This is a genomic window from Streptomyces sp. NPDC058457, from assembly GCF_042720695.1.
Taxonomy (GTDB): Bacteria; Actinomycetota; Actinomycetes; order Streptomycetales; family Streptomycetaceae; genus Streptomyces.
On sequence record NZ_JBHXLU010000020.1, the window covers coordinates 64,867 to 84,143 of the forward strand.

The 19,277-nt window shown below is 70.1% G+C and carries 2 protein-coding genes; both read right to left on the reverse strand.

The window, feature by feature from the left end; genetic code table 11:
* Nucleotides 1–115: 115 nt before the first annotated feature.
* Nucleotides 116–7,270 (reverse strand): amino acid adenylation domain-containing protein, encoded by a 7,155-nt coding sequence (locus tag ACFWPS_RS18460; protein ID WP_383706271.1) that lies wholly within the window; start codon nucleotides 7,268–7,270, stop codon nucleotides 116–118.
* 3 nt (nucleotides 7,271–7,273) lie between these two features.
* Complete coding sequence (locus ACFWPS_RS18465) at nucleotides 7,274–18,913, reverse strand: amino acid adenylation domain-containing protein (protein WP_383706273.1); 11,640 nt, start codon at nucleotides 18,911–18,913, stop codon at nucleotides 7,274–7,276.
* Nucleotides 18,914–19,277: the final 364 nt, after the last annotated feature.

The following is a 19,277-nucleotide window of genomic DNA, read 5'->3' on the forward strand; positions in this document are numbered from 1 at the left end:
ACCGGCCGCCTGTCGGTGAGGACGGCAAGCGAAGGGGAGGGCCGCCACCCGCGGTGCGGATGACGGCCCTCCCCTTCGCTTGCGGCGTGCCTACCGCTGCGCCCGTAGGAGACCGCTACGACCGGCCCGAGCCCAGCCACCCCTCGACGGCGGCCCACACCTGGCCCAGCGTGTGAGGCCGCATCATGTCGGCGTGCGCGAAGGGAAGGCTCACCTCAGTGATCTCCCCGGAGATGTACGGCTCCCACCGCTGCGCCCACGGCACATCGGTCGCCTTGCCCTCCGCCGCGACCACCACCAGGGCATCCCCGCCGAACCGACCGGTCCGGTGCTCCACCCGCAGCTGGCTGTTGTTCTCGAAGACGCGCAGGACGCGGCTCAGCTCCTCGTCCGAGATCCCGCCGAGGACAGCGCCCATATCCGCCCGGAGCTCCCGGAGTCTCTGGGCGCGCACGTCGTTCTCGCCGGACGCCGACGAGCTCGCCGGGTCGTCGGACCGGTCCGCCTCCCCAGCGTTGCGGGATGCCTCGCCGACCGCGGCGGGATCCGCGTCCTGCTCCGCCGGGAAGGTGTCCAGAATGACCAGCGCGGCCACCTGCTCACCCGCAGCCTGGAGTTGCACCGCGATCTCATGCGCCATCGTCCCCCCGAAGGAGTAACCCACCAGATGGTAGGGGCCGCTCGGCTGCACGGAACGAATCTGCTCAATGTACGCCGCGGCCATCTCCACGGCACAGGTTGCGAGTTCACTCGTGCCGTCGAGCCCGTCGGCCTGCAGCCCGTAGAGCGGATACTCCTGCGGGATGTACCGGGCCAGCGGCAGGTAGCACCAGCTCGACCCGCTTCCGGGATGCACGAAGAAGAACGGCGACTTGCTGCCGCTCGACCGGATGGAAAGCATGCCGCCGAGCGCGTCCTTGACCGACGACAAGGACAGCCTGCTGAGCAGTCCCGCCACAGTCGGGTTGGTCATCAGGTCGCGCACCGTCACCGACAAACCACGCGACCGCAGCTCCTCCACCAGCGACACCGCCAGCAGCGAGTGCCCGCCCAGGGCGAAGAACTCGTCGTCGAGCCCGACGCTCTCCAACCCCAGCACCTTCGCGAACGCCTCGCACACGGTCTGTTCGAGGGCACTGAGCGAGCCGGCGCCGTCGGGAGCCTTCGCACTCACGGCATACTGCGGGGCCGGCAGGGCCTTGCGGTCCACCTTGCCGTTGACGGTCAGCGGCAGCGCGTCCATGACCACGACCGCGGCGGGGACCATGTACTGCGGCAACCACTCGGCCGCGAAAGCAGCCACCACGGCCGCCAGTTCCTCGCCCGTACCATCAACGGCCGGCACCACGTAGGCCACCAGACGCTTGTCACCCGGCACGTCCTCACGCACCACCACCACCGCCTGCGCGACCTGCGGATGCCCGACCACCACCGCCTCGACCTCACCCGGCTCGATCCGGAAACCACGGAGCTTCACCTGATCATCCGCACGACCCAGATACTCCAGCCTGCCATCGGCGTTCCAGCGGACCCGGTCACCCGTGCGGTACATCCTCCCCCAGCCTTCGGCCGGGGGGACCCCCATGCCGCTGCCGAACGGGCAGGCCACGAACCGCTCAGCCGTCAAACCGGCACGACCCACATACCCGCGCGCCAACTGCACACCCGCGATGTACAACTCACCCGGCACACCCACCGGAACCGGCTGCAGGAACTCATCCAGCACATACAGACGCGTGTTGGCGATCGGACGACCGATCGGCACCGTATCGGCAATGTCCTGGCCCGCGGTGAGCTCGAAGACGCAGCAACCCACCACCGTCTCGGTCGGCCCGTACTCGTTCACCACCACCGAACCCGGAACCCGCGCCAACCACGCCCGCACATCAGCACCGTGCAGCGCCTCACCACCCACCACCAGACGACGCGTCGAACCCGCAGCCTGCTCGTCCGACACCAACTCGGCCAGCAGCGGCAGATGACCCGGCACCGCCTTCACCAACCCGAACCGACCCCGGCCACTGAGCAGTTCAGCCAGACCCTCCGCACCACCAGCCGCACTCGCCACCACCGCCGAACCCGACACCAACGGCACCACCACACTCGTCACCGTCAAATCGAACGACAACGACGAATGCAACGGCGCACCACCACCCCCCTCCATCCCATACGCCCCAACCGCCCACCGCACATAGTTCGCCAACCCACCATGCGTGACCGCCACACCCTTCGGCCGCCCCGTCGACCCCGACGTATAGATCACATACGCCAACTGCCCAGGCAACACCTCGACCTCAGGAGCCGTCACGGGCTGCCCCGCCAAAGCCCCCACCACCAACGGCTCATCCACCGCGATCGTGCGAACCCGCCCCACCCGCAGCTCGTCCAGCACCTCCTCCACACCCACCAGCACCGACGCACCACTGTCCCGCAACATGAACGCCAACCGCTCCGCCGGATACTCAGGATCCAACGGCACATACGCCGCCCCCGCCTTCCACACCCCCAACACCGCGACGACCATCTCCACACCACGCGGCAGACACAACCCCACCAGCGACTCCGCACCCACACCCTGCAACCGCAGATAATGCGCCAACCGGTTCGCCCGCGCGTCCAACTCCGCATACGACAGCTCGACACCCTCAGACACCACCGCCACCGCATCCGGCGTCCGCGCCACCTGCGCCGCGAACAACCCCGGCAACGTCGACGACGCCACCTCGACCTCGACCGCCGTGTCGTTCCACTCCTCCAAGAGCAGGCGACGCTCAGCCGGATCGAGCACATCCACCGCCGACAATCGCGTCTGCGGCTCAGCGACAACCGTCTCGACGACCCGCAGCAGCCAACCCGCGAAACGCTCCACCGTCCCCGCATCGAACAGATCCGCAGCCGCGATCAACCTCCCCCGGATACCCGCCGGCTTGCCCTGCACATCAAAGACCTCACCAACACTCACGTCCAGGTCGAACCTCGCCGCCGGCGCACCCGCGGCAAGCGCCCCAGGCCGCAACCCAGGCAACTCCAACGCCGCCGAAGCCGTGTTCTGCACCGTGAGCATGACCTGGAAGAGCGGGTGACGGGCCATCGACCGGACCGGCGACAACTCCTCCACCAGCTTCTCGAACGGCACGTCCTGATGCTCGAACGCGCGCAGGCTGGTCTCCCGCACCCGCTCCAGCACCTCGTCGAAGGTCGGGTCACCGGACAGGTCGGTCCGGATCACCAGGGTGTTGACGAAGAACCCGACCAGGTTGTTGAGCGCCTCATCGGTGCGCCCGGCGATCGCGGAACCAATCGGGATGTCCACCCCCGCCCCCAGGCGGTTCAACGTCACCGCCAACGCCGCCTGCAGCACCATGAACAAGGTCGCCCCCCGCTCCCGGGCCAGCGCCGCCAGTCGCTGGTGCGTCTGCGCGGACACGGCCAGCTCCACACTCTCACCGCGGTGCGAAGCCGTCGCCGGGCGTTGACGGTCCACCGGCAGCTCCACCTCCTCCGGCACCCCCGCCAACGCCTCGCGCCAATACGCCACCTGCCCGGACAGCACACTGCCCGGATCGTCCTCGCTCCCGAGCACCTCCCGCTGCCACAACGCATAGTCCGCGTACTGCACCGGCAACGCGGCCCAGTCGGGCATCCGGCTCTCCAGCCGAGCGGTATACGCCATGGAGATGTCCCGCGCCAGCGCACCGGTCGACCAGCCGTCACTGGCGATGTGGTGCACCAGCACCACCAGCACATGCTCCTGCGGTGCCACCTCGAACACCGTCGCCCGCAGCGGAATCTGCACGGCCAGATCAAACAGGTAGCCAGAGGCTTCGGCCACCGCCGCATCCAGCCCGTCCGGTTCGACCACCACGACCGGCACGTCGAAGCCGCACTCCTCCAGCGACAGCACCCGCTGGAACGGCCCACCATCCACCACCGGGAACACCGTGCGCAGCACCTCGTGCCGACCCACCACATCCCGCAGCGCCTCAGCCAGGGCCTCCCGGTCCAACTCCCCGGTCAACCGCAGCGCCATCGGAATGTTGTAGGTCGCACTCGGACCCTCCAACTGCCCCAGGAACCACAGCCGACGCTGCGCGAACGACAGCGGCACCCGCTCCGGACGCACCACCGGCACCAACGCCGCACGGCCCGCGCCGGCCTCACCCATCCACGCCGCGACCGCGGCCGGCGTCGGACGCTCGAACAGCACCCGCAACGGCAACTCCACACCCAGCACCGCACGCACCCGGCTCACCAACCGCATCGCCAACAGCGAATGACCACCCAGCGCGAAGAAGTCGTCATCGACACCGACTCGATCGAGTCCCAGGACCTCGGCGAACGCCTGGCACAGAAGCTCCTCCCGCACCGTCGCCGGTGCCCGGCCCGCGCCGGCCAGGCCCGTGTGGTCCGGGGCGGGCAGGGCCTTGCGGTCCACCTTGCCGTTGACGGTCAGCGGCAGCGCGTCCATGACCACGACCGCGGCCGGGACCATGTACTGCGGCAACCACTCGGCCGCGAAAGCAGCCACCACGGCCGCCAGTTCCTCGCCCGTACCATCAACGGCCGGCACCACGTAGGCCACCAGACGCTTGTCACCCGGCACGTCCTCACGCACCACCACCACCGCCTGCGCGACCTGCGGATGCCCGACCACCACCGCCTCGACCTCACCCGGCTCGATCCGGAAACCACGGATCTTCACCTGATCATCCGCACGACCCGCGTACTCCAGCTCGCCGTCGGCGTTCCACCGCGCCAGGTCTCCGGTGCGGTACAGCCGGCCACCCGCCGGCCCGTACGGATCGGCGACGAACCGCTCAGCCGTCAGCCCCGAGCGCGCCACGTACCCACGCGCCAACCCCGCACCCGCCACATACAACTCACCCGCCACACCCACCGGCACCAGGCGCAACGCGACATCCAGCACGTAGGCGCGCATGTTGTCGAGCGGCCGCCCGACCGGCAGCGCGCCCTCGCCGTCCACCACGGTGTGCGTGGCGACGAACGTGGTGGCCTCGGTCGGCCCGTACCCGTTCACCACCACGATGTCCGGGCAGGCCGCCCGCACCCGGGCCACAGCCACCGGCGACAGCACGTCACCACCGGCCCACACCTCACGCACCCCGGCCAGACACCCCGGATCCTCCTCCACCACCACGGCGAACAGCCCCGCCGTCAACCACAGCGCCGTGACCCCGAACGAGGAGACCACCTCGGCGAGCAAGACCGCCGTGACATCACCGGCCGGCATCACCACGACCCGACGCCCGGTCAGCAACGGCACCCACAGCTCCATCGTCGACGCGTCGAAAGAGTACGGCGAGTGCAGCAGCACCCGCTCAAACCCCGCACCCGCGAACCGCCGGTCCCGCGCCAGCGCCGCCACGTCCGCATGCGTCACCGCCACACCCTTGGGGCGACCGGTCGAGCCGGAGGTGTACATCACATACGCCAACTGGCGCGGGGAGCACGGAACGTCGACCGGCTCGGCAGTCGTCGCGTCGACCGTCAGCATGGTCAGGCCCAACTCCTTGGCCTGCTCCCGCAGTCCAGCATCGGTGAGCACCACCTTCGCGCCCGTCTCGGACACGATCGCCTGCCGATGCGCCAACGGGTAGCGGCTGTCCAGCGGCACATAGCACCCGCCCGCCTTCACCACACCCAGCAGCGCCACCACCAGATCCGCCGAGCGCTCCATCAGCACCGCGACACCCGACTCCGCGCGCACGCCGTGCTCGACCAGGCGCCGCGCCACAGCATTCGCCCGCGCATCCAGCTCCGCATACGTCAGCTCGAGGCCCTCGGCCACCACCGCCACCGCATCCGGCGTCGCAGCCACCCGCGCCGCGAACAACCCCGGCAACGTCGACGGCTCGACCCCGACCGCCGTGTCGTTCCAGCCCGTCAGGACGAGCTCGCGCTCCTCCTCGGCCATCAACTCGACGTCGATGATCCGGCGTTCCGGTGCCGCCAGCAGCTCCCGCAGTACCCGGACGAAGCCGGTGCCGATCCGCTCGGCGGTCTGCTCGTCGAACAGGTCGCGGGCGAAGACCACGCTGGCCGTCAGGCCGGCGGGGGCGCCTGCCGTGCCGAACTTCTCGCAGAAGGTGAAGTTGAGGTCGAACTTGGCCGGGGCCGGCCCGCCGGCCACCGACTTGGCGGTGAGGCCCGGGAGGTCCAGCACGGGCTGGGCGTTGTTCTGCAAGGAGAGCATCACCTGGAAGAGCGGGTGACGGGCCATCGACCGGACCGGCGACAACTCCTCCACCAGCCGCTCGAACGGCACATCCTGATGCTCGAACGCGCGCAGGCTGGTCTCACGCACCCGGCCCAGCAGCTCGATGAAGCTCGGCGCGCCGGCCAAGTCGGTGCGCAGCACCAGGGTGTTGACGAAGAAGCCCACCAGGTCGTTGAGGCCCTCGTCCATCCGGCCGGCGACCGCGGTGCCGATCGGAATGTCGGTGCCGGCGCCGAACCCGGACAGCAGCACGGCGAGCGCCGCCTGCAGCACCATGAACGGGGTACAGCCCTTGGCGCGGGCCAGTTCGGTGATCCCCCGGTGGAGTTCAGCGGGCACCTGGAACTCCACGGTGCCGCCGCGGTGGCCGGCGACGGGCGGGCGGGGCCGATCGAAGGGCAGCGCGAGCTCCTCGGGCAGCTCGGCCAGCGCCTGCCGCCAGTAGGCGAGTTGCTCGATGAGCAGACTCTCCGGGTCGTCCTCCTCGCCGAGCAGCTCGCGCTGCCAGAGCGCGTAGTCGGCGTACTGGCCGGGCAGTTCGTCCCAGTCGGGCGCGGTGCCGGCCAGGCGGGCCCGGTAGGCGCTGGAGACGTCCCGGGCGAGCGGGCCCATCGACCAGCCGTCACCGGCGATGTGGTGCACCACCAGCAGCAGCACGTGCTCGGCCTCGCCGCGCGAGAACAGCCAGGCGCGCAGCGGGAGTTCCTCGGCGAGGCGGAAGACGCAGCGAGCGGCGCCGGCCAGTTCGGCGGTCAACTCCGGCTCGGTCATGGCGGTGGCGTCGACCACGGTCAGCAGCGAGCCCACCGACTCGGCGTCCCGGATGTTCTGCCACGGCTGCCCGTCGACCGCCGGGAACACTGTCCTCAGCACCTCGTGGCGGGTCACCACGTCGCGCAGGGCGCCGTCCAGCGCCGCGATGTCGAGGGTGCCGGTGAGCCGCAGGCCCTGCGGGATGTTGTAGGTGGCGTTCGGGCCCTCCAGCTCGCTCAGGAACCAGAGCCGCTGCTGGGCGAAAGAAACCGGGATCATCGTTCAGGACTCCTTGTTCCCGCGCATTGCCCGGAACGCGGGCCGTGCCTTCTTGTTCGCCGATTCGAGCCGCTTTGCCACACCGGCGACCGTCGGTGCCTCGAAGATGGCCTGGATGGGCAGTTCCACGTTGAGTGCTTTCCGGATCCGGCTGACCAGTCGCACCGCCAGCAGCGAGTGACCGCCCAGGGCGAAGAAGTCGTCGTCGAGCCCGACCGACGCAACTCCCAGCACCTGCGCGAACGCCTCGCAGAGCTGCTGTTCGCGTGGCGTGGTCGGGGGCCGGTGGGCGGCCGCAGGGCCCAGGTCGGGGGCCGGCAGGGCCTTGCGGTCCAGCTTGCCGTTGACGGTCAGCGGCAGCGCGTCCATGACCACGACCGCGGCGGGGACCATGTACTGCGGCAACCACTCGGCCGCGAAAGCAGCCACCACGGCCGCCAGTTCCTCGCCCGTACCATCAACGGCCGGCACCACGTAGGCCACCAGACGCTTGTCACCCGGCACGTCCTCACGCACCACCACCGCCGCCTGCGCGACCTGCGGATGCCCGACCACCACCGCCTCGACCTCACCCGGCTCGATCCGGAAACCACGGATCTTCACCTGCTCGTCCGCACGACCCGCGAACACCAACTGCCCCTCAGCCGTCCACCGCGCCCGGTCACCCGTGCGGTAGAACCGCTCGCCCGGCGCACCGAAGGGGTTCGCCACGAACCGCTCCCCGGTCAGCCCCGCACGGCCCAGGTAGCCGCGGGCCAGCCCCGCGCCCGCAACGTACAACTCGCCCGCCACACCGACCGGTACGGGCTGCAGAGACTCGTCCAGCACGTACACCCGGGTGTTGACCACCGGCGTGCCGATCGCCACCACCGACGACGCCGGATCGCACCGCCACAACGTGGCATCCACCGTCGTCTCCGTCGGGCCGTAGGAGTTGAACATCCTGCGACCCTCGGCCCAGCGCGCCATCACCTCCGACGGACACGCTTCACCCGCCGTCACCACCACCACGCCACGATCCACCGAACCCGCGTCCAGCGTCGCCAACACCGCTGGCGGCAACGTCACATGCGTCACCCCCTGCTCCGCCAGGAACACCGGCAACGCCTCACCCAGCCGCCGGTCCTGCGGAATGACCACCAACGCGGCACCCGACAGCAACGCCATGAACCACTCCCACCCGAAGGTGTCGAAACCCGCCGAGGCGAACTGCCCCACCCGCGAACCAGCACCAACCCCCAACCACCGCACATGACCCGCCACCTGGTGCGCCACACCCGCATGCGACACCAGTACACCCTTCGGGCGCCCCGTCGACCCCGACGTGTAGATCACATACGCCGGATGCGCCGCAAGCAACGGCAACCGACGCTCCGCATCCGTCACCCCCTCACCCGACAACCCGGCCAGCTCCGCAACCGTCGCAGCATCGTCCAGGACCACCACCGGGACCGACCCCGCCAGCACCCCGGCCGTAGCCCGGCTCGCAACAGCCAGCACCGAAGCGGCGTCCCGCACCATGTACGCGATCCGCTCCGCCGGATACCCCGGATCCACCGGCATGTACGCGCCGCCCGCCTTCGCCACCGCGAGCAACGACACCATCAGGTCCACACCGCGCTCCAGGCACACCGCCACCACCGACTCCGGCCCCACCCCCGCACCGATCAGATGACGCGCCAACCGGTTCGCCCGCGCATCCAACTCCGCGTACGACACCTCGACACCGTCAGCCACCACCGCCACCGCAGCCGGAGCCAGCCCCACCCGCTCCTCGAACAACCCCGGCAACGTCGACGCCGCCACCTCGACCGCCGTGTCGTTCCACTCCTCCACCACCAGGCGACGCTCAACCTCACCCAGCACCCCCACCACCGACAACCGCGTCTGCGGAGCCTCCTCCAAAGCGGCAGTCAGGTTCGTGACGGCGGCCTGCAACAGCGCGCAGATCCGCTCCGCATCGGCCGGTGCCACCGCTTTGGCGGTCAGGAAGAAGCCACTCCCCATGTCGTCGACGGCCACGCTCACGGGGTAGTTGGTGGGGTCGCTCGCGGTCAGCACCCCGACGCCCTCAAGGCCGGGGCCACTGCCCTGTGCAGCGGCCTCGCTGTGCCGGTAGTTGAAGATCGAGGTGAACAGCGGGCTACCGCCCGTTACCCCACTTGCCTGCTGCGCCAGCGAGAGCGGCGCGTGCTCGTGCACCAGCAGCTCAGCCAACTGGCCCCGCATGCCGTCCAGCGCCTCACCCGCACTCTGCGAGTCCAACCGCACCCGCACCCGCACCGGCAGGGTGTTCATGAACAGACCCGGCACCCGGTCCGAACCGGCGCCCGCGTTCATCCGGCCGAACAGCACCGTACCGAACACCACATCGTCACGGCCCGACAGCGATGCCAGCACCCGCGCCCACGCCAGGTGGAACACCGTCGCCGCACTCACGCCCTGCCGCCGCGCCACCTCACGCACCCGGCCGGCCACCTCAGCATCGAGGGGAACCTGGCAGTGCATCGCGGCGGTGCCGTCACCATGCACATCCAGCAACCCGAACGGCGCCGTCGTCTCGGTGACGTCCCCGAGCAGCTCGGTGAAGTACCGCTCGTGCTCCTCCCGCGGCGTACCCAGGCGGGCCTGCGCCACGAAGTCGCGGAACGGCAACGGCTCCGGCAACGTGTCGGCACGGCCGGACACGAATGCCCGAAGCTCCCCGAGCAGCACGTCCCGTGAGGTGTGGTCCCCCACCAGGTGGTGCATTCGCAGCAGTGCCAGCCAGCGGTCACCGCCGGGCTCCGCCGCGATGTGGACCGTCATCAGGGGCGCCCGGGTCAGATCCATCCACGATCCGCCGATCGCCAGCAACTGCTCCACCGGGTCGGGGCCCTGCGGGTCCAGCACGACCTCCTGGACCGGCAGCTCCACCCGACGCGACACCACCTGCACCGGCTCGGCCAGGCCGTCCCACACGAACGCCGTGCGGTAGACGTCATGCCGGTCGATCACCTCCCGCAGCGCGTCCAGGAACGCGTCCACCCGCTCCCGCGAGTCGAATCCCAACACCGACGGCCGCATGTAGACATCCGCCTCGGACCCCTGATCCGCCATCAGATGGTGGAAGAGCAAGCCCTCCTGGAGCGGGGCCAGCGGGTAGACATCCGCCACATTGGCCGCACCGCCCTCGACCTCCGCCACGATCCGCTCGATCTCCGCCTCGGTCAGCTCCACCAGCGGCAGCATCTCCGGCGTGATCCCGACGGCACCCTCAGGAATCAGGTTCGGCGGAACCACCACCTGGACCGGCCCGGCAGCGCCGGCCAGCCCGGCCGGCGTGGGGTTGCGCAGCAGGGTGCGGATGGAGATCGACACACCCCGGACCCGCAGGTACTCCACCAGCGACACCGCCAGCAGGGAGTGACCCCCCAGGGCGAAGAAGTTGTCCTCCACGCCGACGCTCTCCAGCCCCAGGGCGTGTGCGAACGCGGCGCACAGGATCTCCTCCTGCACCGTTGCGGGACCACGGCTCACCCGGACGTCCTCATCCGCGGTGCCGGAGTCGTCCGGTGCGGGCAGGGCCGCGAGGTCCAGCGCCCCGTCCGACGTCAGCGGCAGCGTGTCCAGCACCACCACGGAGGGCACCAGCTGCTCCGCCAGGCGGTCGCCGGCGAACTGCCGCACCGCGTCCGCCAACGCTGCGTGATCAGCGCCGGAGTCGGCGGGTACGACATAGGCGACCAGGCTCCCGCTGGCTCCCGTCCGGGATGCCTGGTCGTCGTCCGCATCGTGCTCGCGCTCGATGACCGCCAGCTGAGCCAAGCCGGGCTGCGTGGCCAGCACGGTCTGCACCTGACGCGTGGTTCGCCCGCGCGTCAGGATCCGCTCCCGCTCGTCCTCACCCAGCACGGCCACCGCCGCAAGCCGGGTCCGCGGCTCGGCCGTGACCGTCTCAAGGACGCGAACCAGCCAGACCGCGATCCGCTCGGCCGTGTCCGCGTCGAACAAGTCGGCTGCCGCAACCATGACACCACGCAGGCCCGCCGGAGCGCCCTGGGCGTCGAAGACCTCCCCGAGCGACATGCTCAGGTCGAACTTCGCCACCCCCGTTCCAGCGGCCTGCCGGCCGACCCGCAACCCCGGCAGCTCCAGCAGCTCCAGCTCGGACCGGCCATCGCCGGAGGCCGCGGCGGTGTTCTGCAGGGTGAGCATGACCTGGAACAGCGGGTGACTGGCCACCGAACGCGCCGGCGCCAACTCCTCCACCAGCTTCTCGAACGGCACATCCTGGTTCTCGTACGCGCGCAGGCCCGTCTCCCGGACCCGCTCGACCACCTCACCGAAGGTCGGGTCACCGGACAGCTCGGTACGGATCACCAACGTGTTGACGAAGAACCCGACCAGATCGTTGAGCGCCTCATCGGTGCGCCCGGCGATCGCCGCACCGATCGGGATGTCCGTGCCCGCACCGATCCGGTTCAGGGTGACCGCCAACGCCGCCTGCAGCACCATGAACAAGGTCGCCCCCTGCTCCCGGGCCACCGACAGCAGGCCCTCGTGCAGCCCTGCGGGGATCTCCAGCCCCACTGTGTGACCGCGGTGGGTGGGTGTCGCGGGCCGCGCCAGGTCAGTGGGCAGGACGAGCTCCTCCGGGACCCCGGCCAACGCCTCACGCCAGTACGCCACCTGCCCGGACAGCACACTGCCCGGATCGTCCTCACTCCCGAGCAACTCCCGCTGCCACAACGCGTAGTCCGCGTACTGCACCGGCAGCGCCGCCCAGTCCGGCACCCGACCCGCGACCCGCGCCGCATACGCCACCGACACGTCCCGCGCCAACGGCGCCGTCGACCAGCCGTCCCCGGCGATGTGATGAACCACCACCACCAACGCATGGTCGTCCTCGCCGAGCGCGAACAGCGTCGCCCGAAGCGGGATCTCCGACGTCAGGTCGAACGCGTACCCGACCGCCTCCGCCACCGCCGCATCCAGCTCCTGCGGCGCCACCTCGACCACCGACAGCTCGAAGCCGCACTCCTCCAGCGACAGCACTCGCTGGAACGGCTCACCATCCGCCACCGGCAGGACCGTGCGCAGCACCTCGTGCCGCCCGATCACGTCCCGCAACGCCTCAGCCATGGCCCCACGGTCCAACTCCCCGGTCAGCCGCAGCGCCAGCGGGATGTTGTAGGTCGCGCTCGGACCCTCCAACTGCCGTAGGAACCACAGCCGTCGCTGCGCGAACGACAGCGGCACCCGCTCCGGACGCACCACCGGCACCAACGCCGCACGGCCCGCGCCGGCCTCACCCATCCACGCCGCGACCGCGGCCGGCGTCGGACGCTCGTACAGCATCCGCAGGGGCAACTCCACGCCCAGCACCGCGCGCACCCGGACTATCAGCCGCATCGCCAGCAGCGAATGACCACCCAGCACGAAGAAGTCATCCTCCACACCGACCGCGGGCAGCCGCAGCACCTGCGCGAACGCCTGGCACAGCAACTCCTCCTGCACCGTCACCGGACCCCGACCCCCACCCGCCGGCCCCGTATAGTCCGGTGCGGGCAGGGCCTTGCGGTCCACCTTGCCGTTCGCCGTCAGCGGCAACTCCTCCAACACCACCACAGCCGACGGAACCATGTACTCCGGCAGGCTCCGGGCGAGGTGGGCCCGCAGGTCCGCCGCATCCACCTGCACGCCGGCCCGGGGCACGACGTACCCGGCAAGCCGCTGATCCCCCGCATCGCTCCCGTTGACCGTCACCGCCGCCTGTGCCACCAGCTCGTGACGCTCCAGCGCGGCCTCGATCTCACCCAGTTCGATCCGGAAGCCACGCACCTTGACCTGCGTGTCGACCCGTCCCAGGCACTCCAGCGTCCCGTCCCCGCGCCAGCGGGCCAGGTCGCCCGTGCGGTACATCCGCTCACCCCGCGGCCCGAACGGCGCGGCAGTGAACCGCTCAGCACTCAACCCAGGCCGGCCCAGGTACCCCCGAGCCAACTGCGCACCCGCCAGATACAACTCGCCCGCCACACCTGCCGGGACCGGCTGCAGGAACCCATCCAGCACGTAGGCACGCATGTTGGCGAACGGACGCCCGATGGTCACCGGACCCTCGCCGACCTCGGCCGAGGTCGCCCAGACCGTGGCCTCCGTCGGACCGTACAGGTTCACCGCCCACAGGCCCAGCTCCCGCATCCGGCCCGCCAACTCCTCAGACAGCGCCTCACCGCCGACCAGCACCCGCACCTCGCGCGGCCAGTCAGCCTCACCGGACAGCAGAGCCCGCCACAGCGACGGAACAGCCTGAACAGCGGTCACCCCACCCGCGTCGACCAACTCCCGCAACGCCGCCGGATCACGTACCGTCTCCCGCTCGGCAAGCACCACAGCCGCCCCGCACACCAACGGCAGGAACAACTCCAGCGCCGCGATGTCGAAAGACACCGTCGTCACAGCCAGCAGACGGTCGCCAGCCCCCAACGGAACCCGCTGCCCGGCCGCCCGCAAATGGTTCACCAGCGCCTGGTGAGTGACCACGACCCCCTTGGGACGCCCGGTCGAACCCGACGTGTGAATCACATACACCGGATGGGCCGGCAGCAGCGGCACAACCAGATCGGCATCCGTCAGCTGCACCTCCTCGAAGCCCGAGCACTCGGCGCGCAGTTCGGCGGAGTCCAGCACCAGCACCGGCCCGTCAACCGAGTCCGGCAGCACCCGTGCACACCGCTCCGTCGTCAGGACACACACCGGCGCCGCGTCATCCAGCACATAGGCGATCCGCTCCACCGGATACTCCGGATCCACCGGCAGATACGCACCACCAGCCTTCACCACCGCCAGCAGCGACACCACCAGCTCCACGCCGCGCTCCATCATCACCGCGACCACCGACTCCGGGCCCACACCCCGGCCGATCAGCAACCGCGCCAGCCGGTTCGCCCGCGCATCCAACTCCCCGTACGACACCTCGACGCCCTCGAACACCAACGCCACCTCATCCGGCGTCCGCACCACCTGCCCGGCGAACAACCCCGGCAACGTCGACGACGCCACCTCGACCGCCGTGTCGTTCCACTCCTCGACAACCTGACGGCGCTCAGCCTCACCCAGCACCCCCACCGCCGCGAACCGCGACTGCGGAGCCTCCTCCAAGACGGCAGTCAGGTTCGTGACGGCGGCCTGCAACAGCGCGCAGATCCGCTCCGCATCGGCCGGTGCCACCGCTTCGACGATCAGGCTGAAGCCACTCCCGAGGTCGTCGACGGACACGCTCACGGGGTAGTTGGTGTGGTCGCTCACGGTCAGCACCCCGACGCCCTCAAGGCGGGGACCGATCCCGGCCGCCGGTGCCTGGCCGTGGCGGTAGTTGAGGATCGAGGTGAACAGCGGGCTGCCGCCCGTCATCCCGCTCGCCTGCTGCGCCAGCGAAAGCGGCGCGTGCTCGTGCGCCAGCAACTCGGCCAACTGGCCCCGCATGCCGTCCAGCGCCTCACCCGCACTCTGCGAGTCCAACCGCACCCGCACCGGCAGGGTGTTCATGAACAGACCCGGCACCCGGTCCGAACCGGCGCCCGCGTTCATCCGGCCGAACAGCACCGTACCGAACACCACATCCTCACGACCGCTCACCGCGGCCAGCACCCGCGCCCACGCCAAGTGGAACACCGTCGCCGCACTCACACCCTGCCGCCGCGCCACCTCACGCACCCGGCCGGCCACCTCAGCATCGAGGGGAACCTGGCAGCGCACCGCGGCGGTGCCGTCACCATGCAAATCCAGCACACCGAAGGGCGCCGTCGTCTCGGTGACGTCCCCGAGCAGCTCGGCGAAGTACCGCTCGTGCTCCTCGCGTGGCGTACCGAGGCGGGCCTGCGCCACGAAGTCGCGGAACGGCAACGGCTCCGGCAACGTGTCGGCATGGCCGGACATGAATGCCCGCACCTCCCCGAACAGCACATCCAGCGAGGTGTGGTCCTGCACCATGTGGTGGGTTCGCAGCAGTGCCAACCAGCGGTCACCGCCGGGCTCCGCCGCGATGTGGACCGTCATCAGGGGCGCCCGGGTCAGATCCATCCACGACCCGGCAATAGCCCTCAACTGCTCCACCGGGTCGGGGCCCTGCGGGTCCAGCACGACCTCCTGGACCGGCAGCTCCACCCGACGCGACACCACCTGCACCGGCTCGGCCAGGCCCTCCCACACGAACGCCGTGCGGCAGATGTCATGCCGGTCGATCACCCGCTGCAGTGCCGCCAGGAACTCGTCCACGCGCTCCCGCGAGTCGAATCCCAACACCGACGGCAGTACGTAGACATCCGCCTCGGTGCCCTGATCCGCCATCAGATGGTGGAAGAGCAAGCCCTCCTGGAGCGGGGCCAGCGGGTAGACGTCCGCCACATTGGCCGCACCGCCCTCGACCGTGGCCACGATCCGCTCGATCTCCGCCTCGGTCAGCTCCACCAGCGACAGCATCCCGGGCGTGATCTCGACAGCACCCTCGGGAATCAGGTTCGGCGGGACCACCACCTGGACCGGCCCGGCAGCGCCGGCCAGCCCGGCCGGCGTCGGCGTCTGGAACAGGGCCTTCACCGAGACAGAGACACCCCGCGCACGGAGGTTCGCCACCAGGGAAACCACAAGGAGCGAGTGACCGCCCAGGGCGAAGAAGTCGTCATCGACCCCGACCCGGTCGAGTCCCAGGACCTCGGCGAACGCCTGGCACAGAAGCTCCTCCTGCACCGTCGCCGGCGCCCGACCCGCACCCGCCGCATACTCCGGCGCCGGCAGCGCCTTGCGGTCCACCTTGCCGTTCACCGTCAGCGGCAGCTCCTCCAGCACCACCACAGCCGACGGAACCATGTACGCCGGCAACCGCTCGCCCGCGAACTCCCGCAGGCTGGTGATGAGTTCATCCGCACTGGCGTCGACGTCGGCCGGAACCGCGTACGCGACCAGGCGTTTGTCGCCCGGCACGTCCTCACGGACCAGCACCACGGCCTGCTCCAGGCCCGGGTGAGCAGCCAGGACGGCCTGCACCTCACCCGGCTCGATCCGGAAACCACGGATCTTCACCTGCTCGTCCGCACGACCCAGATACTCCAGCTCGCCGTCGGCGTTCCACCGCGCCAGGTCTCCGGTGCGGTACAGCCGGCCACCCGCCGGCCCGTACGGATCGGCGACGAACCGCTCAGCCGTCAGCCCCGGGCGCGCCACGTACCCACGCGCCAACCCCGCACCCGCCACATACAACTCACCCGCCACACCCACCGGCACCGGACGCAACGCGGCATCCAGCACGTAGGCACGCATGTTGTCGAGCGGCCGCCCGACCGGCAGCGCGCCCTCGCCGTCCACCACGGTGTGCGTGGCGACGAACGTGGTGGCCTCGGTCGGCCCGTACCCATTCACCACCACGATGTCCGGGCAGGCCGCCCGCACCCGGGCCACAGCCACCGGCGACAGCACGTCACCACCGGCCCACACCTCACGCACCCCGGCCAGACACCCCGGATCCTCCTCCACCACCACGGCGAACAGCCCCGCCGTCAACCACAGCGCCGTAACCCCGAACGAGGAGACCACCTCGGCCACCGAGACCGCCGTGACATCACCGGCCGGCATCACCACGACCCGACGCCCCGTCAGCAACGGCACCCACAACTCCATCGTCGACGCATCGAAAGAGTACGGCGAATGCAGCAGCACCCGCTCAAACCCCGCACCCGCGAACCGCCGGTCCCGCGCCAGCGCCGCCACGTCCGCATGCGTCACCGCCACACCCTTCGCCCGACCCGTCGAGCCGGAGGTGTACATCACATAGGCCAACCCCTCCACATCACAGGAGATCTCCAACGGCTCCGCAGCGCCCGCGCCGGAAACCTCCAACACCGCCAGACCCAGCTCGGCCGCCTGGCCCCGCAGCTCGGCATCGGTGAGGACGACCGAGGCACCCGTCTCCCCGACGATCGTCCGACGGTGCGCCAGCGGATACCGGGCGTCCAGCGGAACGTAGTAACCGCCCGCCTTCACCACCGCGAGCAACGCCACCACCAACTCGGCCGACCGCTCCATCAGCACCGCGACACCGCACTCCGCGCCCACACCCAGTTCGACCAGCCGCCGCGCCACCGCATTGGCGCGCGCATCCAACTCCGCATACGACAGCTCGACACCCTCAGACACCACCGCCACCGCATCCGGCGTCCGCGCCACCTGCGCCGCGAACAACCCCGGCAACGTCGACGACGCCACCTCGACCTCGACCGCCGTGTCGTTCCACTCCTCCAAGAGCAGGCGACGCTCAGCCGGATCGAGCACATCCACCGCCGACAATCGCGTCTGCGGCTCAGCGACAACCGTCTCGACGACCCGCAGCAGCCAACCCGCGAAACGCTCCACCGTCCCCGCATCGAACAGATCCGCAGCCGCGATCAACCTCCCCCGGATACCCGCCGGCTTGCCCTGCGCATCAAAGACCTCACCAAGACTCACTTCCAGGTCGAACTTCGACGCCCCCAGACCCGCTGACGACGCCAGAGCCGAAGGCAGCGAGCCCGCCCCGGACAGATCCAACGCCGCCGAAGCCGTGTTCTGCACCGTGAGCATGACCTGGAACAGCGGGTTCCGGGCCATCGACCGGACCGGCGACAACTCCTCCACCAGCCGCTCGAACGGCACATCCTGATGCTCGAACGCGCGCAGGCTGGTCTCCCGCACCCGCTCCAGCACCTCGTCGAAGGTCGGGTCACCGGACAGGTCCGTGCGCATCACCAACGTGTTCACGAAGAACCCGACCAGGTCCTCCAAGGCCTTCTCGGTGCGTCCGGCGATCGCCGCCCCGATCGGGATGTCGTTCCCCGCACCCAACCGGTTGAGAGTGACCGCCAGCGCGGCCTGCACCACCATGAACAGGGTCACCCCCCGCTCCCTGGTCACCTTCACCAGACGCTCGTGCACGCCGGCCGGCAGCTCGACTGCCACCGCATGGCCCTGATGACTGGCCACGGCGGGACGCGGCCGATCAGTCGGCAGCTCCAGTTCGGCCGGCGCCCCGGCCAGCGTCTTGCGCCAGTACGCCAGCTGCCGCGAGAGCACGCTGTCCGGGTTCTGCTCGTCGCCGAGCAACTCCTGCTGCCACAGCACGTAGTCCGCGTACTGCACCGGCAGCGGCTCCCACTCCGGTGCCCGACCCGCCGCCCGCGCCGCATACGCCACCGACACGTCCCGCGCCAACGGCGCCGTCGACCAGCCGTCCCCGGCGATGTGATGAACCACCACCACCAACGCATGGTCGCCCTGGCTCACCGTGAACAGCGTTGCCCGCAGCGGGATTTCGGCGGACAGATCGAACGCGTACGCGACCGCCCCGCTCACGGCGCTGGACAGCGACTCCTGGGAAACCGCCTCGACCGCAAGCTCGAACCCGCTGTCCTCGACCTTGAGGACCCGCTGGTACGGCTCCCCGTTCTCGGCCAGGAAGACTGTGCGCAGCACCTCGTGCCGCCCCACCACGTCCCGCAACGCCTCGGCGAGAGCCTCCCGATCCACATCCCCGGTCAGCCGCAGCGCCAGCGGAATGTTGTAGGTCGCACTCGGCCCCTCCAACTGACTCAGGAACCACAGCCGACGCTGCGCAAACGACAACGGAATCATCAGTAGTCCTCCTGCTTACGCATCGGCCGCAGAGTGGGCCTAGCTATGCTCTGGGTCTCGATCTGACTGGCGGGCCGGCCGGCGAGGGCCTCCCGATCCACATCCCCGGTCAGCCGCAGCGCCAGCGGAATGTTGTAGGTCGCACTCGGCCCCTCCGACTGACTCAGGAACCACAGCCGACGCTGCGCAAACGACAACGGAATCGTCAGTAGTCCTCCTGCTTACGCATCGGCCGCAGAGTGGGCCTAGCCATGCTCTGGGTCTCGATCTGACTGGCGAGCCAGCCGGCGAGCCCCTCCGGCGTCCGTGCCTCGAACACCGCCCGGATCGGCAGTTCGGTCCGCAGCGACTCCCGCACCTCACT